This window comes from Halalkalibacter sp. APA_J-10(15), from assembly GCF_023017105.1.
Taxonomy (GTDB): Bacteria; Bacillota; Bacilli; order Bacillales; family Bacillaceae_D; genus Halalkalibacter.
In genome coordinates this window covers 1-25117 of record NZ_JALKEV010000024.1, presented here as the reverse complement: position 1 = coordinate 25117, position 25117 = coordinate 1, and the positions used below count along the sequence as shown (strand labels likewise).

The following is a 25117-nucleotide window of genomic DNA, read 5'->3' as shown; positions in this document are numbered from 1 at the left end:
AAAACACCTATATAACGGAAGCATGAATTAAATTCGAAACGTAATGAATAATAGAAATCCTTTATGTATTAAAATTCGACTCTAAGCTCTATATCTTCGCCTATTTCATTCTTCTCTTCATCCATCGGAGCATCAATATGGATTTGTACCCATTCGACATCCGCTGCTAAAGAGCTCTCAAGGGAAAACATGATGTATCCATGCTTTCTTTCACCTCCAGCATACTCTTCATCCGTAGAACCTGAATCTAAATATTCGTTTATTCTTAAATCAACTTCAAGTTGTTCATCTGTACTTGTTGTTAAAGTAGCGTTATCTGTGTTGAAGATAACCGTTTCTTCAGAATTGTTTACAATGCTAAAGTCAAAGTCAATAATTTCAATGTAGTCAGTCCCCATATGTTGAGAGAAATCTCCCTTAAGTTGACCAGTTGTGATCCCAACGTGTGAAATGTACAATGTCAATGGTCCCACTTCTAGTGTTTCAATGTCTTCATTAATTTTAAGTAATGTAAATATACCTTCATCACTTTCAACTGTATTTTCTTCGGGAATGTCATTACTCTCGGCTGCAGCTTCTACATCTGTAGCATTTTCTTCGTGTTCAGTATCCTCCAGTGTACGCTCTTCTGAGGAATGATCATGATCATCTTCCTCAATTGCATTTTCAGTGGTGCTTGCATCTTCATTACTACAAGCAATGATTGTGCAACTTAGAAAAATGAAAAGTAAGCCAAACAAACATTTTTTCATCAAAAATCTCTCCTTTCTCTTTTGTAAATGATAGATTATACTAATTTTCTACTGAAAGGAAGTTTTTAAGGAAAAAAAGTTCTTTATTTATAATAATTGGTAAATTGGTATTATTAGGATGAGTTTGATAATAGGTATAAATATACAAATGGAAGGGGATATAAATTATGTTTGTTTAGCTGGTTAAGAATTTTAAAGATTCATATTGGTTTTACATATTTTTTATAAAAATCTCTTGCCTTCAATGACCGATTTAGCTATAATATTTTTTGTCAGTATGAAAGTACAAGCTGGCCCGTTGGTCAAGCGGTTAAGACACCGCCCTTTCACGGCGGTAACACGGGTTCGAATCCCGTACGGGTCACCATACATATTGGAGGATTAGCTCAGCTGGGAGAGCACCTGCCTTACAAGCAGGGGGTCGGCGGTTCGATCCCGTCATCCTCCACCATCAGATTGTACAATTATAGTGGAGGGGTAGCGAAGTGGCTAAACGCGGCGGACTGTAAATCCGCTCCCTCCGGGTTCGGCGGTTCGAATCCGTCCCCCTCCACCATGTTTATTTAATGGGCTATCGCCAAGCGGTAAGGCAACGGATTTTGATTCCGTCATGCGTAGGTTCGAATCCTGCTAGCCCAGCCATGATTATTTTTTAGGCAAGACGATTGCCTTTCGAGCCATTAGCTCAGTTGGTAGAGCATCTGACTTTTAATCAGAGGGTCGAAGGTTCGAGTCCTTCATGGCTCATTTTCAGACATGCGGAAGTAGTTCAGTGGTAGAACACCACCTTGCCAAGGTGGGGGTCGCGAGTTCGAATCTCGTCTTCCGCTTCTACATAACGGGGCCTTAGCTCAGCTGGGAGAGCGCCTGCTTTGCACGCAGGAGGTCAGCGGTTCGATCCCGCTAGGCTCCACTTAAATAAACAAAAGGTGTTTAAAAGGAGTGCGGATCCTTTTAAACACCTTTTTGTTGAGCACTAGTAATAAACCAGATAGTCTTTTGTTAATGAAAGAGAGGTGAGATTCCTGCTTTCATTAATAAGTTAAAAAGCGAAGCAGGTGGATTTATATTACAACAACATTTACATCATGCATTAATAGGCTATGTTCCTAATATTTCACTTTTTTTAATGTCGTACTCTTCTTGGCTAATTGCCCCTGCATCTAATAACTGTTTAAATTTTATAAGTTCATCTGCATCAGAGGTTTTGTGTTCATTTTGATGGTTGTCGTTTTTTTGCGCATCGCAGATAAGTTGTAAGGTTGATAAGCATTCCTGGGCACTGTCATATATATTTTTGAAAATAAATCCGTTTCTTTTGGTCGAGGACTCAATAAAATTGACATAAACAGTTGGACTATGAAAGTCATTAACAGTAATTTTTAGTTTTAAGCTGTTACACACATTTGTATTCTTTCTTTTGCCAGTTATTCCACCGACTATTGCACCAGTCCCGCCGAATAAAGCTCCACCTATAAGCGCCTTACCTAGTCCACCTTGAGCCACTGATTCTCCATCTTCTAATAATTCAAAGTCTATGATATCACTGTAATTATAAACGGTAGACTTATTTCTTTTTCCCAGAAAAGAAGAAAGCGCTAACCATTTTTTGTTATTGTCATCAAATTCCATAAAACTCCCGATGCTTTTGGTAGGGGAAAAATTACTGAGTTCAATTTCATTTTTTATTTTTGCTTCAATAGCAGCGTTTACGTCATCTTTGGTCATTTTATTAATTGGTTTGTTCATTTGTCCGATTTTTTTCAAGCCTGCTTTTTTAAAGCAACTCGGGCATATCCAATTTTTATCTGCTATTCTGTATCTGTTTAAACCAGCCTCTTGATCACAAATAGCACAAACTGCTTTTAAACTAAAAAAACCCATAACATCACTCCTTATTATAAGTATTGAAAATTAAGTAACAAATTCTTACTTATCACAATAAATACTAACATTTTCCTATTGTGCTATCAATTACTAAATCAAACGTCTTTTACTTAATGAAAACATCATGGGAAAAGAGAACCATATTTTAACTGCAGATGCTTAGAGATTTAGACGATAAGGTAGTCCTAGTTCATTTGAAAAGGGTTAATTAGATGGAGCTATAATCAAACGAAGGTAATTATTATTACTTTGTCTGCGAATTTTCGGAGATACTCCCTGAAAAATTAATTATTTGGTGTGTTAATTGAGGTTGCTTATAATATGAATTTAGGTGAAATATACTCTCCTCCCTCCAAAAATTTACTCTATTAGAAAGAAGAACCCCTTTTAGAGCTATAGAGTGAACATGACAGGAAAAAAGAAGGAAATCCTAACCTAAATACTGTTATTTTATGATATTATTAAAAAGATTGAAACCTTGATGAAGGTTGATGCGTATATGATGTCAGAACCGTTTAGGTAGGGATATGAGAGATGGAGAGTACAATTAAACGATTAATTGGGGAAGTGAGAAAAGGCGATCAAGAGGCATTTGCTGAAATTGTTGAGCTATATAAAGATAAAGTCTATCAAATCTGTTATCGCATGCTCGGCAATGTTCATGAAGCACAAGATGTCGCTCAAGAAGCATTTTTGCGTGCCTATACAAATATCGATCGCTATGATATAAATAGAAAGTTCTCGACATGGCTTTTTCGAATTGCGACGAATGTATCGATCGATCGCTTGCGGAAAAAGAAGCCAGACTTTCACTTGCAGGATGAAGTGAAGGGGACAGATGGTGTGACGTTTGAATCACAGCTAGCTGCGGATGAGGAGCTGCCTGAGGATCAAGTCGTAACAAGGGAACTGCAGGATTGGGTTCAAAATGAAATTAATCAATTACCGATCAAATACCGAACCGCTATCATATTGAAGTACATTGAAGACCTCTCTATAAATGAGATAAGCGAAATATTAGATATGCCGCCTGCCACTGTGAAAACAAGAGTTCATAGAGGGAGAGAGGCGTTACGTAAGAGAATGCGCCACATGTAGAAAGGGGGGCCTTTGGATGACATGCGAAAAGCAATATGACAAGTTGATACAAGCGTACCTTGATGAAGAAATAACGAGTGAAGAACGAAAGCAGCTTAATGAGCATTTGGCTGAGTGTGAAGAGTGTAGAAGACGGGTTCAAGAGTTGAAGAAGACGATCGCCTTTGTCCAAAGTTCTTCGCATATTGCAGCGCCGTCTAACTTTACAAGCGCGGTTATGAACCAGTTACCAGAACGAAAGCAAACGTCAAAGTGGAAGCAGTGGACACGGAGGCATCCTGTCATCGTTGCGGCTGCTGTGTTTTTTTTACTTATGGCGATGAGCTTATCAACGATGTGGAACGATGAGAATGAATTAGTCGTTCGAGGCTCTTCACAGCTCTCCATTAATCAGGAAAATGGTGTGGTTATTGTACCTGAGGGGGAAGTCATAGAAGGAGATTTGACGATTCAAAATGGAAAGCTGCAAATAGATGGCGAAATTCAAGGCAATGTTCTACTCATTAATAGTGAAACGTACTACGCTTCTGCCGGTCATGTGTCCGGTGATATCCATGAGGTCGACCAAGCACTTGAATGGATTTGGTATCATACGAAGAAGTTCTTTAAAGATGTTATAGCTATTACAAATGGTGAGAAGTAAGGCAATCCTACATTAACGAGGCCACCGAAAAAGTTAAAATTAGACTAACAATGGACTCACTCGTTGCTCGCCTGATACGAGAAAACAACTCGTATCAGGCTTCTTAAAATAGGCAGTGGTTTCGCTCATTGCTTAAAGGGTATCGTTAAAAAGCAAACTGTTTCAGTGCCCTTTGTAGCTTGTGGAGACTTATCTATGTTATTTAGAACAGCAAATGTAATTAGTAGGCGAAGTCGGAACGTTTTGTGATATAATGGACAGCAGTTGATTTCACGTATGTTTGGAGGCCGAGCCGTGTTTTCTGCATTAGGGGATATTCGTTTGCTCAACTATGTTGGTCAAATTGTAGATATATTACTTGTGACATTTGTAATTTATAAATTAATTATGCTTATACGTGGGACAAAGGCTGTTCAATTATTGAAGGGGATCACGGTCATTTTGCTCGTTTGGTTCCTGAGTCGTTTCTTTGGTCTGCGTACGCTAGAGTTTATTATGAATCAAACGGTTATTTATGGACTGTTAGCGATTATTATTATTTTCCAGCCTGAATTAAGGCGTGCGCTTGAGCAACTGGGGCGTGGCCGTTTCTTCTCAAGTCGTATTATTCCGGAGCATGACGCGACGAAGCAATCGATTGATGCGATTGTGAAGGCTACAGTGTATATGGCGAAACGTCGTATCGGAGCACTTATATCCATCGAGCGCGAAACAGGAATGAATGACTACGTTGAAACCGGTATAAAAATGAACGCGCATTTATCTTCCGAATTGTTAATTAATACATTCATTCCGAATACACCATTACATGACGGAGCTGTTGTGTTAAAAGGAGATTCCATCTTAGCGGCAGCTTGTTACTTACCATTGTCGGAGAATCCATTTATTTCAAAGGAGCTTGGTACACGTCATCGTGCGGCACTAGGTGTCAGTGAAGTAACTGATTGTATTACGATTATTGTGTCCGAGGAGACAGGTTCAATATCATTGACGAAAAATGGTGAGCTGCATCGCGATATTGATGAACCGCAACTGCGTGAGTTATTAGAACAGGAACTATTAGAAGAAGGGAAACCTACAACCGCTTCACGCTGGCAGTGGGGAGGGAAGAAAGATGGATAAGCTATTTAATAATCATTGGTTTGTCAAAATGATTGCTTTTTTTATTGCGTTAATGCTGTTTACAATGGTGAACATAGATGATATGACAAATCAGGCAGGGTTACTTCCAACGAATCAAGCAACGTATACATTGGAAGAGGTTGAGTTATCTGTCTTATACAATGATGAGGTATATGAATTGATCGATTACCATGAGCATGTACAAGTGACGCTAAAGGGTCCGCAAACATCGATAACGTTATTTCAGTTAGCAAGAGGCTCGTATGAAGTCATTGCTGATGTATCAGATCGTGGTGAAGGGGCTCATACTGTAAGTATAGAGCACAGAGGGTTCCCAAGTGATTTATCGGTTACGGTTGATCCTCAATATGTTCGGGTGGAATTACAGGAGAAGCAAACCGTATCCTTGCCTGTTCAAGTGGAATTTATGAATGAGGATGACGTAGTAGAAGGATATTCTTTAGGGACGCCCATTGTTTCTCCTGTGAATATCGAAGTGACAGCAGCAAGGGATCAAGTTTCCCAAGTGAAGCATGCACGAGCGTATATTGATGTGAGTGAGGCTGATCAAACGATTGAAGATGCAGCTCCTGTCCAATTGTATGATGAGAATGGCAACGAGCTCGATCTAGAAGTAGAGCCAGCTGTTGTCGATATTACAGTGCCAGTTACGAGCCCAAACCGAACCGTGCCGACACGGGTCACTCGAGTCGGTGATTTGCCTGAAGGTATGAGTATTGATGAGCTAGAAATTGAACCTGAAGAGGTGACGATCTACGGACCGCTAGAAGTCATTGATAACATTAACGTCATTAGTGTTGGTGAGCTAGATTTAAGTGACTTAGACGAGAGTCAAACGATTGAGATGACGATCCCATTACCAAATGGGGTAGAGAGTGTTTCGCCAGAGATTGCCACGGTCGAAGTGAGTATTGCTGAAGAGGAAACCGAGGAGTTTGAGAATATTTCGATTGATTTAATCGGTGGCAGTGATGAGGATGAAGTGACTTTTATGGATGATATCGAACCTTCGACGACGGTCATCGCGCAAGGAGCAGCTGATCTATTGGAAAGAATGACGGCTGACGATATACAAGCGTTTGTTGATGTCAGTCAATTATCTCGAGGTGAGCATGATGTTGACATTCAAATTAATGGACCACCGCATATTCGTTTTCAGATAATGGACGAAACAATTCCAGTTCAAATACAACTCAAATCTGAGTGATGATTTTTTGAAGGAGAGAATAATTAATGGGTAAATATTTTGGTACAGATGGTGTAAGAGGTGTAGCGAATAGTGAGTTGACACCGGAGCTTGCTTTTAAATTAGGGCGTATGGGTGGATATGTGTTAACAAAAGCAGAGGATAAGCCTCGTGTGATCATTGGGCGCGACACACGTATTTCTGGGGAAATGTTGGAAAGTGCACTAGTCGCGGGCCTCCTTTCCATTGGTGCTGAAGTGATGCGTTTAGGAGTCATTTCGACTCCTGGTGTTGCATATTTAACGAAGGCACTAAGTGCGAGTGCAGGAGTGATGATCTCTGCTTCACATAACCCTGTTCCTGATAATGGGATTAAGTTCTTTGGACCAGATGGCTTCAAGCTTTTGGATCAACAAGAGGAAGAAATTGAACATTTACTTGATCAAGAGGATGGCTTGCCTCGCCCTGTTGGTGGAAGTCTCGGTCAAACGACGGATTATTTTGAAGGAAGCCAGAAATATTTACAGTTCTTAAAGCAAACGGTTCAAGAGGATTTCACCGGAATTCATGTTGCGCTTGATTGTGCGAATGGCGCGGCTTCATCACTAGCCTCGCATTTATTCGCTGACTTAGAAGCGGATCTTTCGACAATGGGAGCAAGCCCAAATGGCATTAACATTAATGAAGGCTGTGGTTCAACTCATCCAGAAGCATTAGCACAATTTGTCTTAGAGAAGGAAGCTCACATTGGTCTTGCCTTTGATGGAGATGCTGATCGCCTTATTGCTGTAGATGAAAAAGGTCAGATCGTTGATGGCGATAAAATTATGTACATATGCGCAAAATATATGAAGGCTCAAGGCTGGTTAAACCACGGTACGGTTGTCTCAACAGTGATGAGTAATCTTGGCTTCTATAAAGGATTAGAGGAAATCGGAATTGAAGCGAAGCAAACGGCTGTTGGGGATCGTTACGTAATGGAGGAAATGCGTAAAGGTGGCTATAACCTCGGTGGTGAGCAATCAGGACATATTATCTTCTTAGATCATATTACGACAGGTGACGGGCTGTTGACGGCTGTGCAGTTAGTGAATATTATGAAAGCAACTGGAAGAAAGCTGTCAGAATTAGCGGGGGAAATGGAAACCTTCCCACAAGAGCTCGTTAATATTCGAGTATCTGATAAGAATGGTTTAATGGACAATGAAGAAGTACGTAAAGTAATTGAACAAGTAGAAGAAGAAATGGGTGGCGAAGGTCGTGTGCTCGTTCGTCCATCTGGAACAGAGCCGCTTGTTCGGGTCATGGTAGAAGCAAAGACAGAAGAGCTTTGCGCAAGCTATGTGAATCAAATTGCTGAGGTTGTAAAAGAAGAGCTTGGACTAGACGAATAGTTTGTTATGATGCATAAGCTGCACCAATTGGTGAGCTTATGCATATTTTTATAGAGAATAGCGGTTTAGAAGATAAATAATCGATGGAGGAAGACATAAGAAGGTCGTTGTAGATCATCTGACAAGTTGGTTGATTGGTTATTGACGTGTAAAAGGCAATAAGGTATGATGTTCCGTGAGTCAAGAATAGAAAGGTGGATCGTAAGGTTCGGAACGAAAAGCGCCAGGACTACACGAGGGAATGTGTAGTTGACGAGGAGAGGGTTTATCGATTGTTCGGCGGATGCCCTCCGGTTGTAGCATGACAGCCGCCAAGCTTCTGTAAAAAACATAGAGGTAACTCTATGGACAAAATCAGAAGCAACATGCCTTCTAAAAAAACAAAAAGAGAGTGGGGGCAAGTGTGCCCTCAAGAGCAGCTTGCCTTCACAATAGGAGGTAGCTACAACATGTGTGGAATTGTTGGTTATATCGGAAATGAAGAAGCTAAGGAAATCTTATTACGTGGCTTAGAGAAACTGGAGTATCGCGGTTATGATTCAGCGGGGATTGCTTTGCGTAACGACGAAGGTGTGCAAGTCTATAAGGAAAAGGGTCGCATTGCAATGCTACGCGATGCGGTTGACCAATCAGCGCAAGGAACGGTAGGAATTGGTCATACACGTTGGGCAACTCACGGTGTACCGAGCAAGTTGAATGCTCACCCACATCAGAGTGAGACGTCACGTTTTACCCTTGTACACAATGGAGTGATCGAGAATTATGAACAGCTTAAGCGAGACTATTTAGAGGTTGAACTGCAAAGTGATACGGATACAGAGGTGATCGTTCATCTCGTGGAACACTTTGTTGCACAAAATCAACAAGTCGAGGAAGCGTTCCGTACGACATTATCACTATTAAAAGGATCCTATGCGATTGCTTTGCTAGACAAAGAGGATGCAGACGTTGTTTATGTCGGAAAGAATAAGAGTCCGCTCCTTATTGGTGTCAGTGATCATGCGAACGTGATTGCATCAGATGCGATGGCAATGCTGCAAGTAACCGATCAATTCGTTGAGATTATGGATGAGGAAATAGTCCTCGTTCGACGTGATGAAGTGACAATTAAGCGATTAGATGGCACAGTAGTGGCTCGTTCTCCGTATACAGCGGAATTAGATGCGAGTGACATTGAAAAAGGGACGTACCCTCACTTCATGTTAAAGGAAATTGACGAGCAGCCATTTGTTATTCGCAATATTATCCAAAAATACCAAAACGAAGATGGAACCGTTCGACTTGATGACGACATTCGTCAAGCGATGAGCGAAGCCGATCGTATTTATATTATTGCAGCTGGAACGAGTTACCATGCTGGATTAGTAGGAAAGCAGTTAATCGAACGAATTGCCCAACGTCCAGTAGAAGTGCATATTGCGAGTGAATTTCTTTATAACATGCCACTCCTTTCCGAGAACCCACTCTTTATTTTCATTTCACAAAGTGGAGAAACAGCAGACCTACGCGGTGTGCTTGTTGAAATCAAAGAAAAAGGCTATCAAGCCCTAACGATTACGAATGTACCAGGCTCAACGCTCTCGCGTGAAGCTGACTTCACCCTTCATACGTATGCCGGCCCAGAAATTGCCGTTGCATCAACGAAGGCATATACAGCACAAATGGCTGTTCTGACACTACTTGCAGTCGATACGGCACGAGCAAGAGGCGTTGAGCTCCCATTTGATCCATTGCAGGAGCTAGCAATTGTCGCCAATGCAATGGAAACATTATGCGGTCAAAAAGATCAGCTTGAGCAAATCGCAAGTGATTACTTGCACACAACGCCAAACTGCTTCTTCATCGGACGCGCAGCTGATTACTTTGTGTGCTTAGAAGGAGCATTGAAGCTGAAAGAAATCTCTTATATTCAGGCAGAAGGCTTCGCCGGTGGAGAGTTAAAGCACGGAACGATTGCCCTTATTGAAGATGGTACACCAGTTGTCGCGGTAGCTACTCAAGCGCACGTCAATTTAAGCATCCGTGGTAACGTGAAAGAGGTCGCTGCACGCGGAGCGAAACCTTGCATTATTAGCATGGAAGGCTTAGAGCAAGAAGGAGACGCTTTTGTCCTACCAAGCGTACACCCAATGCTCTCGGCACTGGCAACCGTCATTCCGTTACAGCTCATTTCTTACTATGCCGCTCTACATCGCGGTTGTGATGTTGATAAGCCGAGGAACTTAGCGAAGAGTGTGACTGTGGAGTAGGGTTTGTGTGGATTGTAATCAAATTTGTTGAATGATAATAAAGTTGTTTAAATCATAATAAAGTCGTTTAAAAAATAATAAAGTTGTTTAAAAACTGTCAGCATGGGAAGACTTACTCAAACAAAGCCCCTGCTGGCAGTTTTTTTGTATAGAAAAGAGGTTATGTATGGCTAAAAGAAAATATGGTTGGACAGAAGCTAAAATTGCTCGCTTTATCAAAGAAGGAAGAGGTCAAGGAGAACTTTCTAATTATAAGCCGTGGCTAACGACATATGATGTTCCATCAGAGGGGAGGACGCATCGCATACTAGGTTTAAAGAATGAAAGAATACATCATCTTCTTTCAGATTTAGAAAGAAATTATTTTTATTTGTCCGAATGGTCTGATCAAGTAATTGACATTCGAGAACAATTCCCTCTTAATCGTGAAATTACAACAGCCATTGCAGAAAGAGTAGGGATAAAACACCCCGAAGATTCTACATCAAAGACCCCTCTTGTAATGACAACAGACTTTTATATTACTGCAAGAATTGATAATGAAGTCATTAACTTAGCAAGAACAATCAAACCCTCAAAAGATCTTAATTCATCCAGAGTTATAGAAAAATTTGAAATTGAACGAGTGTATTGGGAAGACAAGAATATAGACTGGGGCATCGTCACCGAAAAAGAACTACATAAAGAAACCATAGAGAATATAGTGTGGCTACGCTCATCGAAGAAACTATCGGAAGCTATAAACCCTACTTTAATAGAGTTACTGATGAATAGTCTGAAAAAAGAATCGGGGACAATTATTTACAGATTAAATGAGTTTGATGCGACGTATCAATTAACTGGTGGAACAGCGTTGTCCATTTTAAAACACTTGATTGCCCATAAAAGATTAAAGGTTGATTTGACTAAGAAAATTGATTTAGAAACATTGAATATCGACTTTACTTCAATGTTAAAGAGTTCAACATCAGAGAGGTGGGGAACGTGAATTTTTTTGTTAATGAGCTATTAAGAGATTCTCAAACTGATAAGCAATTTCGCATTCTATGGGTCGATGAGGGAAATATCATTGCCTATTTAATAGATATAGAGGATACCAAAGCATTACCTTTTAAAAGGACGATTTCAGAAATCAAAGATGAGGTTATTCAAGAATTGCTTATAAAAATTCGAAAAGAGCCGTTTGCTTTTCCTGATATAGATGAAGTTTCCGAAAAGTATTTATTATTGCGAAATCAATCATGGGAAGTTATTGAAGAAATGATTAAAGATGAACCCGCTATTTTTGAGAAAAAACCACGGTCGAATCATATTAATAAAGCTATTAAAGTCCACGGCGTTACTTATCCAGCTGTTCGAAAGTATTTAAGGAAGTACTGGCAAAGAGGCAAAACGATTAATGCACTTTTACCAGACTATAAGAATTCTGGTGCAAAAGGAGTGACAAGGGAAGCTGGGGACAAGAAGCGAGGCCGACCAAGAAAGCATTTCTCTACTGGTATAAATGTGGACGATTCAACAAAAAAAATCTTTAGAGTTGCCCTTGAGAAGTATTACTTAACTTCAAAGCAAAATCAACTCACAGATGCTTATAAAATGATGATTAAAGAATTTTATGCAAAAGACATTTATTTTGATGATGGCATTCAGAAAGTCATTATAGAAGATAAGGAAAAGATCCCTACATTAGTTCAATTCCGTTATTGGTATAACAAGGAATATAACATTGTTGAATCAACGATTGCTAGAAAAGGACAAAAAAAGTTTAACAAAGATTATAGAGCGATATTAAATACATCAAATTCAGAGGTAAATGGACCTGGTTCACGTTATCAAATTGATGCCACGATTGGAGATGTATACCTAATATCAAAATTTAATCCGAATTGGGTTATCGGTAGACCAATTATATATTTAGTAATGGACGTTTTTAGTCGTATGGTTGTTGGAATGTACATTGGTTTGGAAGGTCCCTCGTGGTTAGGGGGGATGATGGCAATAGCTAATACAGTTTCAAATAAGGAAAAGTTTTGTGCTGAGTACGGTATTACCATCAATAGAGAAGAATGGCCAAGTGAACATTTACCCGAGACGCTTTTAGCAGACCGCGGAGAATTTGAAGGGTATAATGTGGAACGATTAATTGATGCATTCGGTCTTCATGTAGAGAATACAGCCCCATATCGAGCTGATTGGAAAGGGATTGTGGAGAAACACTTTGATCTAATACAAAAAAAGGTTAAACCTTTCTTACCAGGCTATGTCGATAAGGATTTTCAGCAAAGAGGAGCCAGGGATTACAGGTTAGATGCAGTTTTAACACTTGATGATTTTACAAAAATCATAATTAAGCAAATCCTACATTATAACCAAAAGCATTATTTAAGTGGTTATGTTAGAGAAGAAGAAATGGTTCGAGATGATGTAACTCCTGTTCCTTTAGAGATTTGGAATTGGGGCATGAAAAATAGGACAGGTAAATTAAAATATTCCCCTGAAGACACAGTAAAAATAGCTCTTATGAAAAGGGAGATGGCTACTGTTACTCATAAAGGAATTAACTATAAAGGTATCTTCTACAGTTGTGATAGAGCAATTCAGGAGTCATGGTTTGAAACAGCACGTCAAAAAGGGACGTGGAAGATAAAAGTAGCTTTTGACCCTAGATGTATGGATAACGTTTATATTGTAGATTCTGATCCAACTTTATATGAGGTTTGTACGTTACTCCCTATTTCACAGCGATTTAAAAGTTCAGGTTTGGACGAGATAATTTATCTACAAGAGCAAGAGAAGCATTCGAAAGTTAATGTTAATCACCAACAATTGCAAAAAGATATAGATTACATTTCGGAAGTAGAAGCCATTGTAAAAGAGGCTGTAAAAAAGAGAAAAGTTGAAGAGGATACTAGTTTAAGTAAGGCTGAGAAAGTAGGAGCAATCAAAGAGTATAGAAAGCATGAAAAAGACGAAACTCGAAAAGCGGAAGCTTTAAAATCAGAAAAAGAGAGGCCTTCAACCAAAGCAGGTGAAGTAGTGTATTTAGAACAATCACCAGAAAATGGAGAAACATATGCTAGGCCAAACATAAGGGATTTCTTAGGAAGGAGAAAAGAGAACAAAGATGAGTAGTATTGAAGACAAGTTGTCTAGTGCTGAGGTAGCTGAATATAAGCATCAAGTAGTGATTGATTATCAAGGAAATCCTTTAATAGAAGCACTTCCCCCTATCCTTTCTCCAGAAGAAGCTTACGAAGCTATGAGTACGGAGTTTGACTATCAAGAAGGAGAACGGCTTTTACCATCACATTATCGCTATCATTCTATTTCAAGAATAGCTCGTTTCTTTCAGCCGGTCATGCAACATATTGATTTAGAACAAAGGTTCTCTAGGCTGTTAAGACAAGGATATGTTAGTAGAAATCCAAACTCACCTGAATTCAAAAATCAATTATCATCAGCCCATCATACATTACAAGGGCGACCTAATACTAATCATATGTGGTCCACTGCATCAAGTTTTACGTTAATGGGTTTCTCTGGTATTGGTAAAACGACAGCCATTGGTAGGGTGTTAGAACAATACCCTAAACTTATCATCCATAAGCATCCACTAAATATTACTCAAGTCGTGTGGCTAAAGTTAAATTGCCCTCATGACGGCTCTTTAAAATCATTATGCATGGATTTCTTTTTGAAGCTGGATGAACTATTAGGTACCAATTATTACGAACGTTTTGGTTCTAGAAGAAATTCAATTAGCTCTATGGTGACAAGAATGGGCCAGATAGCACGTATTCATTGTGTTGGTGCATTAATTATTGATGAAATTCAACATTTACTTACGACGCGTGATAATAACTCAGAAAAAATGATGAATTTCTTGGTCACGCTTGTGAATGAAATTGGTGTCCCAGTGATGATGATTGGAACGATGAGAGCAAAAAGTATCCTACAAAAAGATTTTCGTCAGGCCCGAAGAGGAAGCGGACAAGGTGATATGGTATGGCAGCAAATGAAAAAAGATGATGATTGGGACTTATTAATTGAGAGCATGTGGAGATATCAATGGATTCAGAATGAAACCCCATTAACAGACGAGTTAAACCAAGTTTTATATGAAGAAAGTCAAGGCATTGTTGATATCGCAGTTAAGCTATTTGCATTATCTCAGGGCAGGGCAATTGAAACAGGTGTAGAGAAAATAACGCCAGCTCTTATCAAAAAAGTTGCAATAGATGATTTGAAGCTCGTTCAACCTATGTTAAAGGCATTAAAAAATGGACAGTTATCAGATTTGGAACGATACGAAGATATAATGCCAATGGATATTGAGACGCATTTACAGCACCATCAGTCCAAAATTGACCTTAGAGCTACTATTCAGAAGAAAAAAGCAGAGCAAGAACAGAAGCGTCAAAATGTAGAGGTTTCAAAGTTACAAAAGTTATTAACAACTTTAATAAGTCTTGACGTAAATGCAAATGTTGCTGAAAAGGCAGCAACTAAAGCAATCAAAGAAGCCGGTGATGTGGCACACACTGAATTGATGCAGCGGGCGTTGACCATTATTGAGGAACTGAATACACCAAAAAAGCAGGATAAACCGGTTCAAATAAGTGTTTTAAAAGACATCATAGGAAAAGGTGAAAAGAAAAAACAATCGGCTTATGAATCATTAAGTGATACAGGGTATATCAAATATCCCTTTAATGATTTTGCTTTGTAGGAGGACAAAATGATTACCTACTTTCCGACACTATATGAAGATGAATTGTTATACAGTTGGTTTGCCCGTTATCATCTTCACTCTTCTAATATAAGCCCTAAACAAACAATGAGAGACCTCTATGGCGTTTCAAATATGGTGGCTGTTCCAGATTTACCAACTGGGTTAGCCAAAATACACGACAAAATACAGCATTTTGGTGTGCCTAACGTACAAAGTTGGATTGAAAATCATACATTTTATCGATACTACACGTCTTTTCTTCCAAAAAGTAAGAAAAATCAGGTGTATTCTGCAATGGCACAGGGAATGAGTTCTAAATCGATTCATATGTCTACTGGTGTAATGGCAAGTTCTATAAAAGATATAGCATATTTTCGCTTATGTCAAAGTTGCATTCGAGAAGATTTAGAAAATAAGGGAGAAACCTATTGGAGGCTAGCCCATCAATTACCGGGTGTATTTGTTTGTTGTAAACACAGTGAGATGTTAGTTAGTTCAGACGTTCCTTTTCGAGGGGATAATAAACATCAATTTTCAGGTGTCAATCTCACTAATTATTTTCCATTAGTAAACAAAACAATAAATCCAAAAACAGAGTACTTCCTCAACCTATTGGCTATACAGAGCTTAGAACTAATAAATAAAGATTTTCAATTTACGTTGAAAGGCATTCAGGCTGGGTATCGGTATTTACTTCAGAAACAATCGTTTGCGAATTTTAAAGGAACTGTTGACCAAGAAAAATTAGCGAAACAATTTATTTTATATTATGGCCATGAGTTTTTAGAATTGGTCCAATCGAAAGTCGAACCATCAGATGAGTCATGTTGGCTTAAAAGTATTACTAGAAAACATCGAAAAGCATTTCATCCAATAAGACATCTATTATTTATCAATTTCGTTGGAGAAACAATAAATAGCTTTTATCAATTTTCTAATGAGAAATTTCTTCCGTTTGGAGAAAGTCCTTATTACTGTTTAAACTCAGCAGCTGAACATTATCAAAAACGTGTCATCTCATCGGTCGCGATAACAATATGTACAGATACTAGAAGACCAGTAGGAACTTTTGAGTGTTCATGTGGCTTTATCTATTCTCGACGTGGTCCTGATGTTGATAGTGAAGATACGTTTAAGATTGGGCGAGTGAAACAGTTTGGACAACTATGGTTTGATAAATTGCAAGAATTAGTGTCGCAAGGTCTAAGTAATTACGACATATCAAGAAAGTTAAATTGTGATATTGGAACCGTAAAAAAGTATAGAAATCAAAAGCAAATTGTTCAGTGTACTGACTGTAATAAAGAGACACAACAAGCAACTGACTATCGGAAGGTTTGGTTAACGCTTATAGAAACACATCCAAACAAATCCGTAACTCAACTTAGAAATTCAAACAATAATGCATATTCATGGCTCTATCGTAATGACAAGAAGTGGTTACAGGAACATTCTCCTAAACTAAAAAGAACTTCCCCAGCTGTAAAAGTAAACTGGAATGATAGAGATGAAGATATTTTAAGCGAGGTAAAGGTAGCGATTGCTCTGTTAAAGAATAGAGAAAAGCCTGTTTTTATAAATAGAAGTCAAGTGGGAAAGAGCATTGGTCAGCTTGGAATTATCGAGAAGCATTTAAATAAGTTTCCTAAAACGAAAGCTTATCTGGATATCCATTTGGAATCAAGAGAATCGTTTCAATTAAGAAGGGTGAAATGGGCTTGTCAGGAGCTGTTAATAAGAAATGAGTGCATTGTTGAGTGGAAAATAGCCCGTCTAGCGGGTTTAAAGCAGATGAATGAGGAGTTTAAACTAACAATACAAAAACAAGCATTATTGCAGCAAGAATCCTTGTATAAGAGGAAGTGATAGTATGCTTAAGATTAAACCTTGGCCTTTTAAAGATGAAGTTGTCTCTCTGCATTGGATTGGAAATGTCAAAATGAAGCCAAACCAGCAGTGGCATATTGAAGTTGCATTTAAAGTAAAGGATAAACTTCAAATAATTACTCTACCTATTGGTTTGCTTCCTATTCTTAGAGTAGGCCAATATTATCAGAACGGATTGCAATTTACAACGCAAAAGGAAGGGACGTACGGCGAAGCAAGAGTAAAAGAGTTTCAAAATGGTAAGGTACAAAATGCCATTGATGTATGTAGAAAGTTTAACTATTTTTTATATAGAGAACCCACATTAATGAATCAGAAAGTCTGGTCATTTCAATCAAATAAAATTACTTATCATATTCCACAAGTTGAATTGATTCGCTCCCTATTTGCAAAGAACAAAACATTATCGAATTTATTGTTAAGACCGAACGGATTAGACTTTTTGATTTCTGAAGCAGCCTACTTTGGAGAAAATAGTGCCGTCATCGATTTTAACAATCACCTTCCTGCTGCAGTCATAAACAGTAAATTTGTTCATTACTTTGCTTGGTTATATTTGAATAAGGCTATTAAGCAATCTTTTGCTTCAGTTCAAAGCAACATTTATGCTAACGCTGCAGAAAGAAGTGGACATCTAGCTCTAGAAGTTGCAGTACCTGCACTAAAAAACAATAAAATTGCATTTCGGGGTTTAATAAAAAATCATGAAGTAATGATTTTAGAGTTAATAGGTATTGATAATATAACCATTCCAGTTTCTCAAATTGAATACAGTCACCCGTCTATTAAGAAACGTAAATATACAAATGCGCCTAGAAAGCATCGTTTAGGTGAGTCAAACAGTAAAGAAGGGCAGCATACCCTTAATGAAAATGAAGAAAAGCGCTCCAGGGAAGATACAAATCAATCAGTGATTGAAGCTGAGCCAATTCAATTAGGATTTAAAGAGCCAGCTGCAATAAAAGCAGTTAGAAAGTGTGAACAAGAAATAAATAAGGGGGATATATATGTATCTAATAAGGGGAGCGGTGGGGGAACTAAGAAGGAGAAGGTAGTTGGTGTCGATGAAGCTATTTATGGAGGTGCAATTAAGCCATTGGAGTTTCAGACATTGGAGATTGCGAGGGAACTTTCAGGTTATGGGCTTGAGGGTTTTATTAAGATGATAAATTACATAATAGAGAGCAACCCAGAATTATCTGTTTCCTTAAATATTGTTTATCTCCCATTAGGTAGAAAGTTCTCAAATATCCCCGATGGTAGAAGAAGAGTGTGTGCGATTGCAAAAGTTTCTAGTTCTGTTAAAACTTCATACATACTTGAAGTATCAGTTCCGGATAATAGAACTGTTTCAACACTAATAATTCCTACAGAAGGAAGTTATCAGAATGATGAGAGCAGGATTATGGAACTACTTTCAAAGTTAGTTTTTTCTAGTGGAAATTGGAGTAAGTCTTTTATGGGGTCGATTCAACACATAAAAGTAAGACACTTAACAGAAAGTCCTAGTAAGTGGGGAAGTAGAATTGCACGAATTATCTTTTAATAATGTGTTTTCGTACGTGAATAGAGAAAATTTATCAACTTGATCAGTTGTAAAAATATTGTTATGTGGGGATAATGAGAATTAACGCTCTTTTACTTTGATTTCATAGTTACTGTATTATTTATGAGTTTTTTAAGAAATAAAATTGACAAACGTATTCTTTAATCGATAAACTTTATTTATCGATTAATTTTACTTATCGATTAATAAATGAGAGGAGGGTAGAAATGAAATTATATCCTATATATGAATTTCCTCCTTCTTTAGAAGAGCTGGAAGAATTAATAAGATTTATTGATTTAAGTCCATCATTATCTTTAGAAAAATTAAGGGATATCGCTAGCCAATTATATGGTAAACGTATGTCAAGAACTAATATTCTTATAAAAGATCTTGCGAAATTAGGTTTAATTGAGGGGAGAAGTGTAGTCACTCTTACATGGGAGGCACAATTGTATGTTGATTTGAATAGAAAACTAGATAAATTATTAGTGCATAATGTATATAAGATTAATGACTTGTTTGAAAGTTGTAAGTTGATATGTAAGATCGATCCCAAAATTACAATGACTAATCCATCATTATATAAAGAAGTTTTAAAACATGGTTATAGTGAGGAAAATATACGGACTGTCACTGAAAAATTATATGCAATAAAGCGCCTTATTAAAGCAAGTCAAAGAGAAGGCGTATTTAACCCTTTTTTAGAGTATGAACAATATATAGACTTCCTTTCATTATTGAAAAAGGAATATCTAATTCTTGTAGGTGGGTATGGGAAAAATGCATCTATTACTAGTCTTTTTGAAGCGTTACAGAAATATGGTTATGAAAGAGAAGACTTCAAAAGGAATTTAGATTTGCTATATAGTGATCCTATATTTGCAACTTACACATCTTTTTCGACTGTTAATATTGATTTTGCTAAGAAAGATTATTTTTTAATTAAGGATGATACCTTTTATTATATCAAAATTAAAAAGTCTTTTTAAAAAATGGGGGCTAAATAAATGAATATTGAAAAATTATTTAGGAATGAAGAGGATTTATCAGTTCCTACCGTTAGAAAAGAGTTAACTGGCATGAAAAATTCACAGCCACCTCAATCCCCAACATTTATTATTAACCAACAAGTAGTAAAAGATAGAATTACACAAAAGCTTTTGGATTGTGATAGTGGTTGGGATTTCGCACATATAGTTTTAACTGGTAGAGTTGGAGGAGGGAAAACTCATTTTTTAAACTGGATAGAATCTAGGTTAAAAGACCAGGGTAACTATTATACAATGAAATTTCAAGTTCAAGAGACCAATGTCGTAAAGTATAGCTTTGTAAGAATGGTTGTCTCCAAATTATTTCAACTTCATTTTAGTGACTTTACAAGTTGCTTTAAACAACTAGTTAATAATATGACGATAACTGAAAGTCAAGATAGAGATACAGATATAAGTATAATCAGCGAAAAACTTGGAGTTAGTAGTAATTTAGCAACTCTTTTTTTTACAATATACAAAGGTGAAAATAAGAGTAGTGCAGCTATGAGAGTTTTAGGGGCATCACATGGCAGAACAGAAATAAGTAAATTAGGAATCAGGGAATTAAATAATACTGATTATATAAATATAATACATTTTTTTGTAAAAGGAAAAAAGAAAGAAGGTTTTCTTCTTATTCTATTAGATGAATTTGAACATGCTTTTTCAGCATTAACAACTGCAGCAAGGAGAAATTTTTATATTAGTTATAAAGAGTTTATTGATAAGGTTATAAGTTTTGAACCACCATCAGTTGCATTAATCACATCTGTTACTGAACAATATGAGGGGAATTTAAAAGAAGCGGTTTCTAAAGGTGAATTTGCCTTATGGACTCGTTTAGAACATCATGTGCTTGAATTAAGTGAATTTAATCCTTCAGATGTACATGAATTCGAAGAATTATTTCACGAGTTGGCAGTTAGATATCAAAAAGGTTATGGATATGACGTAGGACTTGAATATGCTAAAGAAATGAAAAAGCAATTTTATGCTTACTTAGGTGATACAACTCAGGCAATAAGTTATCGAGATGCGATTTCAAATATGTTAAAGATAATGGACGACTTAAGATTAAAAGGGAAAAACTTATCCGATTTTCAAAAAGAGAAACAAGTCAGTTCAAATCTTATAGACAATATTGTAGATATCAAAACTCCACCTAATGTTAAAACAGACGAGGAAAGAATTTTAGATGAAGTTAGTGCACAATGGCAGAAGGCACATCATAATCAAAGGCCAGGTCTAATAAAATCTTCACTTGAGAAGATATTTTCAGATTTAAATTACCAAATTGTAAGGTTTAAAACAGAGTTTGGTCTAGAAGAATTAGCGTCAGTGTTGTATATTCGAGAAAATATTAATGAAAAATTGATTTATATTGCTACTGCATCTAATCCTAAGAGTCTAGGGAATAAATTTCAACGGTGTTTAAATTTTAAAGATGAACTAAGTGAAGTTGGAAAAGAGAGTGAATTTGCTACTGTTTTCGTTTACCAAAAAGAAGCTGAAACTGAAACGGTTTTAAATTACTTTAGAAATCATCCAGATATAATAAATGTGCCTTTAGATCAAAATGAATTGTTAAATTTACTTGCTTACAGTAATGCTAACACAAATGCTCTAAAGAAAAAGTTATCAACAAAGTTTGAAAGATTTGTATCTAACTTTAATTAAACGGAGAGGTTGTTTAAAGTGCTTGCTGATGAAGTGAAAAGTTGGTTATTTATTGAATTTTCTGTTCCAGAAGGTGTTGAACTAGAAGAATCAGACGTAGTAGAGATATTGGACTCTTTAAAACTTAAGTATAAATTTCTAATAAGCCAGGTTATTGTCTTTGATTCAAACAATAAACCAAGTATTGATAAAGTAGATAAACTAAAGTTAATGATAGCTCAAATTGTCCTAGCAAAATATAAAAAGTCTGATGATGAATCAGACTATGATGAGGACTCCTTGAATTTTTTAATCTATGAATCGCAAGAGATTTTATTTAGTTTTAATATTGTAGGGGAAGATATAAGCGATGAGGATTTTATAAATTATTTAGTACGCATTCAAGATGGCGAAGTAATAAACTATGATAAAGAATCTGAGTTTCTAGCAAACGTAGATTATGAAGTGAAACATTATTCGCCGATACCTCTATTCCATAATATTCGTTGTAGTAATATTGCAATATTCAAGTTGAGAACTTTGTCGCTGGGTTTTGCTATTATTGGTTATATGAAAATAAATAGTGAGTTTAGGGTCACTATAAAAGCATTTAAATATGATATGTTAAAGTATATTATAGATAATTTGCATAAATATGAGTGGATCCAAAATGTAAAGTGGGAAAATAATATAAATTGGAATTGGTTAATGAGTAGAAGTGTACCCTCAGGCTATCGTATAGCTGAAGAACATATTACATCAAATGAACTAATGAAATCTTTCTTGAAGATCACAAAAGCAAATGCATTAGAAGGTAAAATGTCGTTTGTTTTAGAAAGATTATTAAATAAAGGTTACTTGAACGAGAAAGAATATATTGAAAATATTTCTTCGGATAGAGAGATAAACAAATTTTTGTCTACTTATCATAGGCTTATTAGTAACAATTTCCCAGAGAAAGGTATCTGGATTGATCCATCATTAGGTCTTATTTTTGATGAGAAAAATAGAGAAGACCCTAAAAGAATTATAGAGAATAATTCTTTTGAGAAGATATATGCTCCTACATATCATTTATTACACTATATAAGAATGTTTTGGCATCAAGAGTTTGTAGAAGAAGTTGTGAAAAAAGTGAAGGAAGAATTTAATATAGAACATAGCAATTATAAAATAATAAATATTAAAACTGATGCTCAATTTGATTTGAAAAGGGACGGCGATCCCATTAGTAGCTCTAGAGACATAGATATATTAATTAGAATTAAAGATAATAGGAAAAATTCTGAGTATATTGTTGCGATCGAAGCAAAAAGGAATGCGGATGAGTTTGGTAATGTAAAAAAAGACATTGAAAAAAAGATTACTCAAAGATATGCACGTATTTTCAAAGCATTTATAATGATAGCCTATTTTAATAAAAATGATTCTGTAACTAGGCAAGATGATGTAAAGTGGGGACACGATGAGACGCCCCTAAAGAGGCCGTTATTTTTGTGTGCTAATACAAATTTTCAAAGTTTGGTAAGTGATTTAAAGGATACAATAACCATGCTGAGTGAGATGACCAATGAATATGAATAGTAAAATGACTAATTCATATATATTAGATGCCTCACAATTTCTAAAGAAATTTGTATCAAAAGAATTAGATACTTTCTCATTACTGTATGGACTTTTGTATTGTAATAAATATGTTGAATTAGCTTCATTATTAAACAAGCCATACAATATTGAACAAATTAAATTAGAAGCTATGAGTAAATTTAATGAAGAGATTTTTAATACACTTAATGTGAATTCATTATCTGCGTTAAAGATGTTAGATTGGCTTATAAAAAATCCTCCTCCTGAAACTGACGAAGATATTTTAGGGTCTATATATTTGATATTGTCAGAAGGAGAAAAGAGAAAAAAATTAGGGGAGCATTATACCCGAATGGATCTTGTTAACCTAATTTATAATGAATATAAAGTGGAAGAAAACATAGAAAGAAAGATAATAGACCCGGCATGTGGTTCTGGAAACTTTCTAGTCGCATATTTAAATAGGTTGCTTTTAAAATTTAATGATAATGCTGTGTTAAAAAGGAATATTATAGAAAAATTATATGGCGGAGAAATAATTGGAGTAGATATACAAAAAAATACTTGTCTGATCGCCAAGCTTCGATTATTGATGCTAATCTTTAAATATTCATGCCAGAATAACCCGAAAAAAACTATACCCATTTATCAATTGGATAGTTTGAGTAATGAAAAAAGTGAAATCCTAAGGGAGAACCAGTATGATTTAGTTGTAACTAATCCACCTTACCTAAGGTATCATTCTTTAAATGTAAACCAAAGAAAGTTATATAAAAAGAAATATTATTCTGCAAAAGGCAAATATGATTTATATACACTATTTATAGAAAAATCAATTCAACTTGTAAATAAAAAGGGAGGGAAAATAGCAATTGTAACTTCTGACAAATTTATGAGTGCATCTTATGGGCAGGCGATAAGGGAGTATGTGGAAGATAACGTTTATTTATCTAAAGTATTGGATTTAAGTGCTATTTTTCCTTTTAAAGCAGCTGTTCTTTCTGCTGTATATTTTTTTGAAACACCTAAAAGAGAAGTGAATGAATTTGCCATCTGGGAAAAAGTGGTGCAACAAGATGAGTCCTTGTCTGTAAATAAGCTGGGTACAGTTAATTTGGGGAGTTATTGGCGATACAATTTTCCATTAATGGAAGGAGTAATAAAAAAAATAAATGAACACCCTAAGGTAAAATATTTAAGTGAGTATATTGAAAGTATACTAGTTGGTTTTCAAAGTACGGCAGATTCTGTGTTTTGTAAACAAATAACCAATGAATTTATCAATAAAAATAAATTAGAGAAAAATTTAGTATTCCCAATGTTAAGAGGTAAGAATTTAAGAAGATGGACGTATCAATGGACAGGTGATAAAGAAGGTTCAGATACTTTTGTTTTATATCCTTATATTGAAAAATCAGGAATGACTCATAGGATTAATTTAGAAGATTTCCCTAATGTAAATAAATATTTGTCAGCACATAAACCTGAGCTAGAACAAAGGAAATATATAAAGAAAAGAAACGGTAAAGAATGGTACGAGCTTTGGGTAGAACGTTCACATAATACATTTAAGAATATAAAAATTTTGACCCCTGATCTATCTTCTGAATGCAGATTTTCATTAGATACAAGTGGATTCTTTTATAACGGGACAATTTACGCGATTCGGCTTAAAGCTAACTTCTCGTTAGATGATTATAAATTTTTGTTGGGGATATTAAATAGTAAATTAACTTTGTTTATTCACAAGCAATTAAACCCTGTCCATTTAAATTCAAAAAGATTCCGATTTCAGTCTCCTATTATGAAAAGATATCCAATCATTTTCTTAGATAAAAAAGATACTTTATACTGCGAAATGGTGTCACTCGTTGATAATATCTTAGAAGCTAAATTAATGAAAGGTGATATTGAGAAAAAAGAGACGAAGGTGGATGATTTAGTATATAGGATATATGGGCTTAGAAAAGAAGAAATAGATATTATTGAAAATTTTTTGTCCGAAAAATAAACTTTTAAATTAAGAGTGCAGAGTATGTAAGACTCTGCACTTTTATTTTGCTATAAACAGGTGTAACTTTGTGCATTTTTCTCTATAAGTTAAACAACTTTATTATTAATTATCTTTCATTAGTTGCTGAGTAAGTAAATATTTTTAAACAACTTTCTATAATACCATTTGATTATCTGAACGGTTGAATGTAGTATAGATACATGGACACAACTTGGTTAAGTCATTAAAATTGAATGAACGAAAGGTCGTGTCCGAATTATGAGTCAAAAACGTTATAACCAAGAATTTAAACAAACAGTGATTGAGCTT

The 25117-nt window shown here is 36.1% G+C and carries 17 protein-coding genes and 7 tRNA genes; 22 read left to right on the top strand and 2 right to left on the bottom strand.

Going from position 1 to position 25117, the window contains the following annotated elements; all coding sequences use genetic code 11:
• Positions 1-68: 68 nt before the first annotated feature.
• A complete protein-coding gene (locus MW695_RS20810; RefSeq protein WP_247107405.1) occupies positions 69-752 on the bottom strand; it encodes a hypothetical protein in 684 nt (227 codons plus the stop codon).
• A gap of 292 nt (positions 753-1044) precedes the next feature.
• Here MW695_RS20810 and MW695_RS20805 point away from each other — a divergent pair.
• The 7 genes from MW695_RS20805 to MW695_RS20775 all read left to right on the top strand — a co-directional run bounded on the left by MW695_RS20805 (position 1045) and on the right by MW695_RS20775 (position 1665).
• Positions 1045-1119: transfer RNA gene (locus MW695_RS20805), tRNA-Glu, on the top strand.
• 8 nt (positions 1120-1127) lie between these two features.
• Positions 1128-1203, top strand: a tRNA-Val gene (locus MW695_RS20800).
• Between the two features lie 20 nt (positions 1204-1223).
• A tRNA-Tyr gene (locus MW695_RS20795) sits at positions 1224-1308 on the top strand.
• An 11-nt stretch (positions 1309-1319) separates the two neighbouring features.
• Positions 1320-1394 (top strand) — tRNA-Gln (locus tag MW695_RS20790).
• A 32-nt stretch (positions 1395-1426) separates the two neighbouring features.
• Positions 1427-1499 (top strand) — tRNA-Lys (locus MW695_RS20785).
• An 11-nt stretch (positions 1500-1510) separates the two neighbouring features.
• Positions 1511-1582: transfer RNA gene (locus MW695_RS20780), tRNA-Gly, on the top strand.
• Positions 1583-1592: 10 nt separating this feature from the next.
• Positions 1593-1665, top strand: a tRNA-Ala gene (locus MW695_RS20775).
• Between the two features lie 188 nt (positions 1666-1853).
• Here MW695_RS20775 and MW695_RS20770 read toward each other — a convergent pair.
• Positions 1854-2636, bottom strand: a complete 783-nt coding sequence (locus tag MW695_RS20770) for an SHOCT domain-containing protein (RefSeq protein WP_247107404.1) — start codon at positions 2634-2636, stop codon at positions 1854-1856.
• Positions 2637-3173: 537 nt separating this feature from the next.
• On the opposite strand from MW695_RS20770, the gene sigW reads away from it, so the two are divergent.
• From sigW to MW695_RS20695, 15 genes are all read left to right on the top strand, one after another.
• Positions 3174-3737, top strand: coding sequence for an RNA polymerase sigma factor SigW (gene sigW, locus MW695_RS20765; protein ID WP_247107403.1), 564 nt, complete (start codon positions 3174-3176; stop codon positions 3735-3737).
• 16 nt (positions 3738-3753) lie between these two features.
• Positions 3754-4380 (top strand): anti-sigma factor family protein, encoded by a 627-nt coding sequence (locus tag MW695_RS20760; RefSeq protein ID WP_247107402.1) that lies wholly within the window; start codon positions 3754-3756, stop codon positions 4378-4380.
• A gap of 294 nt (positions 4381-4674) precedes the next feature.
• Positions 4675-5502 (top strand): diadenylate cyclase CdaA, encoded by an 828-nt coding sequence (cdaA, locus tag MW695_RS20755; RefSeq protein ID WP_247107401.1) that lies wholly within the window; start codon positions 4675-4677, stop codon positions 5500-5502.
• On the top strand, positions 5495-6730 hold the full coding sequence (locus tag MW695_RS20750) for a CdaR family protein (protein WP_247107400.1): 1236 nt from the start codon (positions 5495-5497) through the stop codon (positions 6728-6730). Before cdaA ends, MW695_RS20750 begins: the two co-directional genes overlap by 8 nt.
• 26 nt (positions 6731-6756) lie before the next feature.
• Entirely contained in the window at positions 6757-8103 is a 1347-nt protein-coding gene (gene glmM / locus MW695_RS20745) for a phosphoglucosamine mutase (protein WP_247107399.1), read from the top strand.
• A gap of 449 nt (positions 8104-8552) precedes the next feature.
• Positions 8553-10352 (top strand): glutamine--fructose-6-phosphate transaminase (isomerizing), encoded by a 1800-nt coding sequence (gene glmS, locus MW695_RS20740; RefSeq protein ID WP_247107424.1) that lies wholly within the window; start codon positions 8553-8555, stop codon positions 10350-10352.
• A 166-nt stretch (positions 10353-10518) separates the two neighbouring features.
• Positions 10519-11340, top strand: coding sequence for a TnsA endonuclease N-terminal domain-containing protein (locus MW695_RS20735; RefSeq protein ID WP_247107398.1), 822 nt, complete (start codon positions 10519-10521; stop codon positions 11338-11340).
• The gene (locus MW695_RS20730) at positions 11337-13484 is read left to right on the top strand and encodes a transposase family protein (protein ID WP_247107397.1); all 2148 of its coding nucleotides are present in this window, start codon (positions 11337-11339) and stop codon (positions 13482-13484) included. The genes MW695_RS20735 and MW695_RS20730 overlap by 4 nt, the downstream gene beginning before the upstream one ends.
• Entirely contained in the window at positions 13477-15081 is a 1605-nt protein-coding gene (locus MW695_RS20725) for an ATP-binding protein (RefSeq protein WP_247107396.1), read from the top strand. Before MW695_RS20730 ends, MW695_RS20725 begins: the two co-directional genes overlap by 8 nt.
• Before the next feature lie 9 nt (positions 15082-15090).
• Positions 15091-16950 carry a TnsD family transposase gene (locus MW695_RS20720; protein WP_247107395.1) on the top strand — a complete coding sequence of 620 codons (1860 nt, stop codon included), beginning with the start codon at positions 15091-15093 and terminating at the stop codon, positions 16948-16950.
• A 4-nt stretch (positions 16951-16954) separates the two neighbouring features.
• Positions 16955-18517, top strand: a complete 1563-nt coding sequence (locus MW695_RS20715) for a Tn7-like element transposition protein TnsE (protein WP_247107394.1) — start codon at positions 16955-16957, stop codon at positions 18515-18517.
• 227 nt (positions 18518-18744) lie between these two features.
• Complete coding sequence (locus tag MW695_RS20710) at positions 18745-19509, top strand: hypothetical protein (RefSeq protein ID WP_247107393.1); 765 nt, start codon at positions 18745-18747, stop codon at positions 19507-19509.
• 18 nt (positions 19510-19527) lie between these two features.
• A complete protein-coding gene (locus MW695_RS20705) occupies positions 19528-21228 on the top strand; it encodes a hypothetical protein (RefSeq protein WP_247107392.1) in 1701 nt (566 codons plus the stop codon).
• A gap of 18 nt (positions 21229-21246) precedes the next feature.
• Positions 21247-22791: a hypothetical protein gene (locus tag MW695_RS20700; RefSeq protein ID WP_247107391.1), complete on the top strand. Its 1545-nt coding sequence runs from the start codon at positions 21247-21249 to the stop codon at positions 22789-22791.
• Entirely contained in the window at positions 22778-24805 is a 2028-nt protein-coding gene (locus MW695_RS20695) for an Eco57I restriction-modification methylase domain-containing protein (protein WP_247107390.1), read from the top strand. The genes MW695_RS20700 and MW695_RS20695 overlap by 14 nt, the downstream gene beginning before the upstream one ends.
• Positions 24806-25117 lie beyond the last annotated feature (312 nt).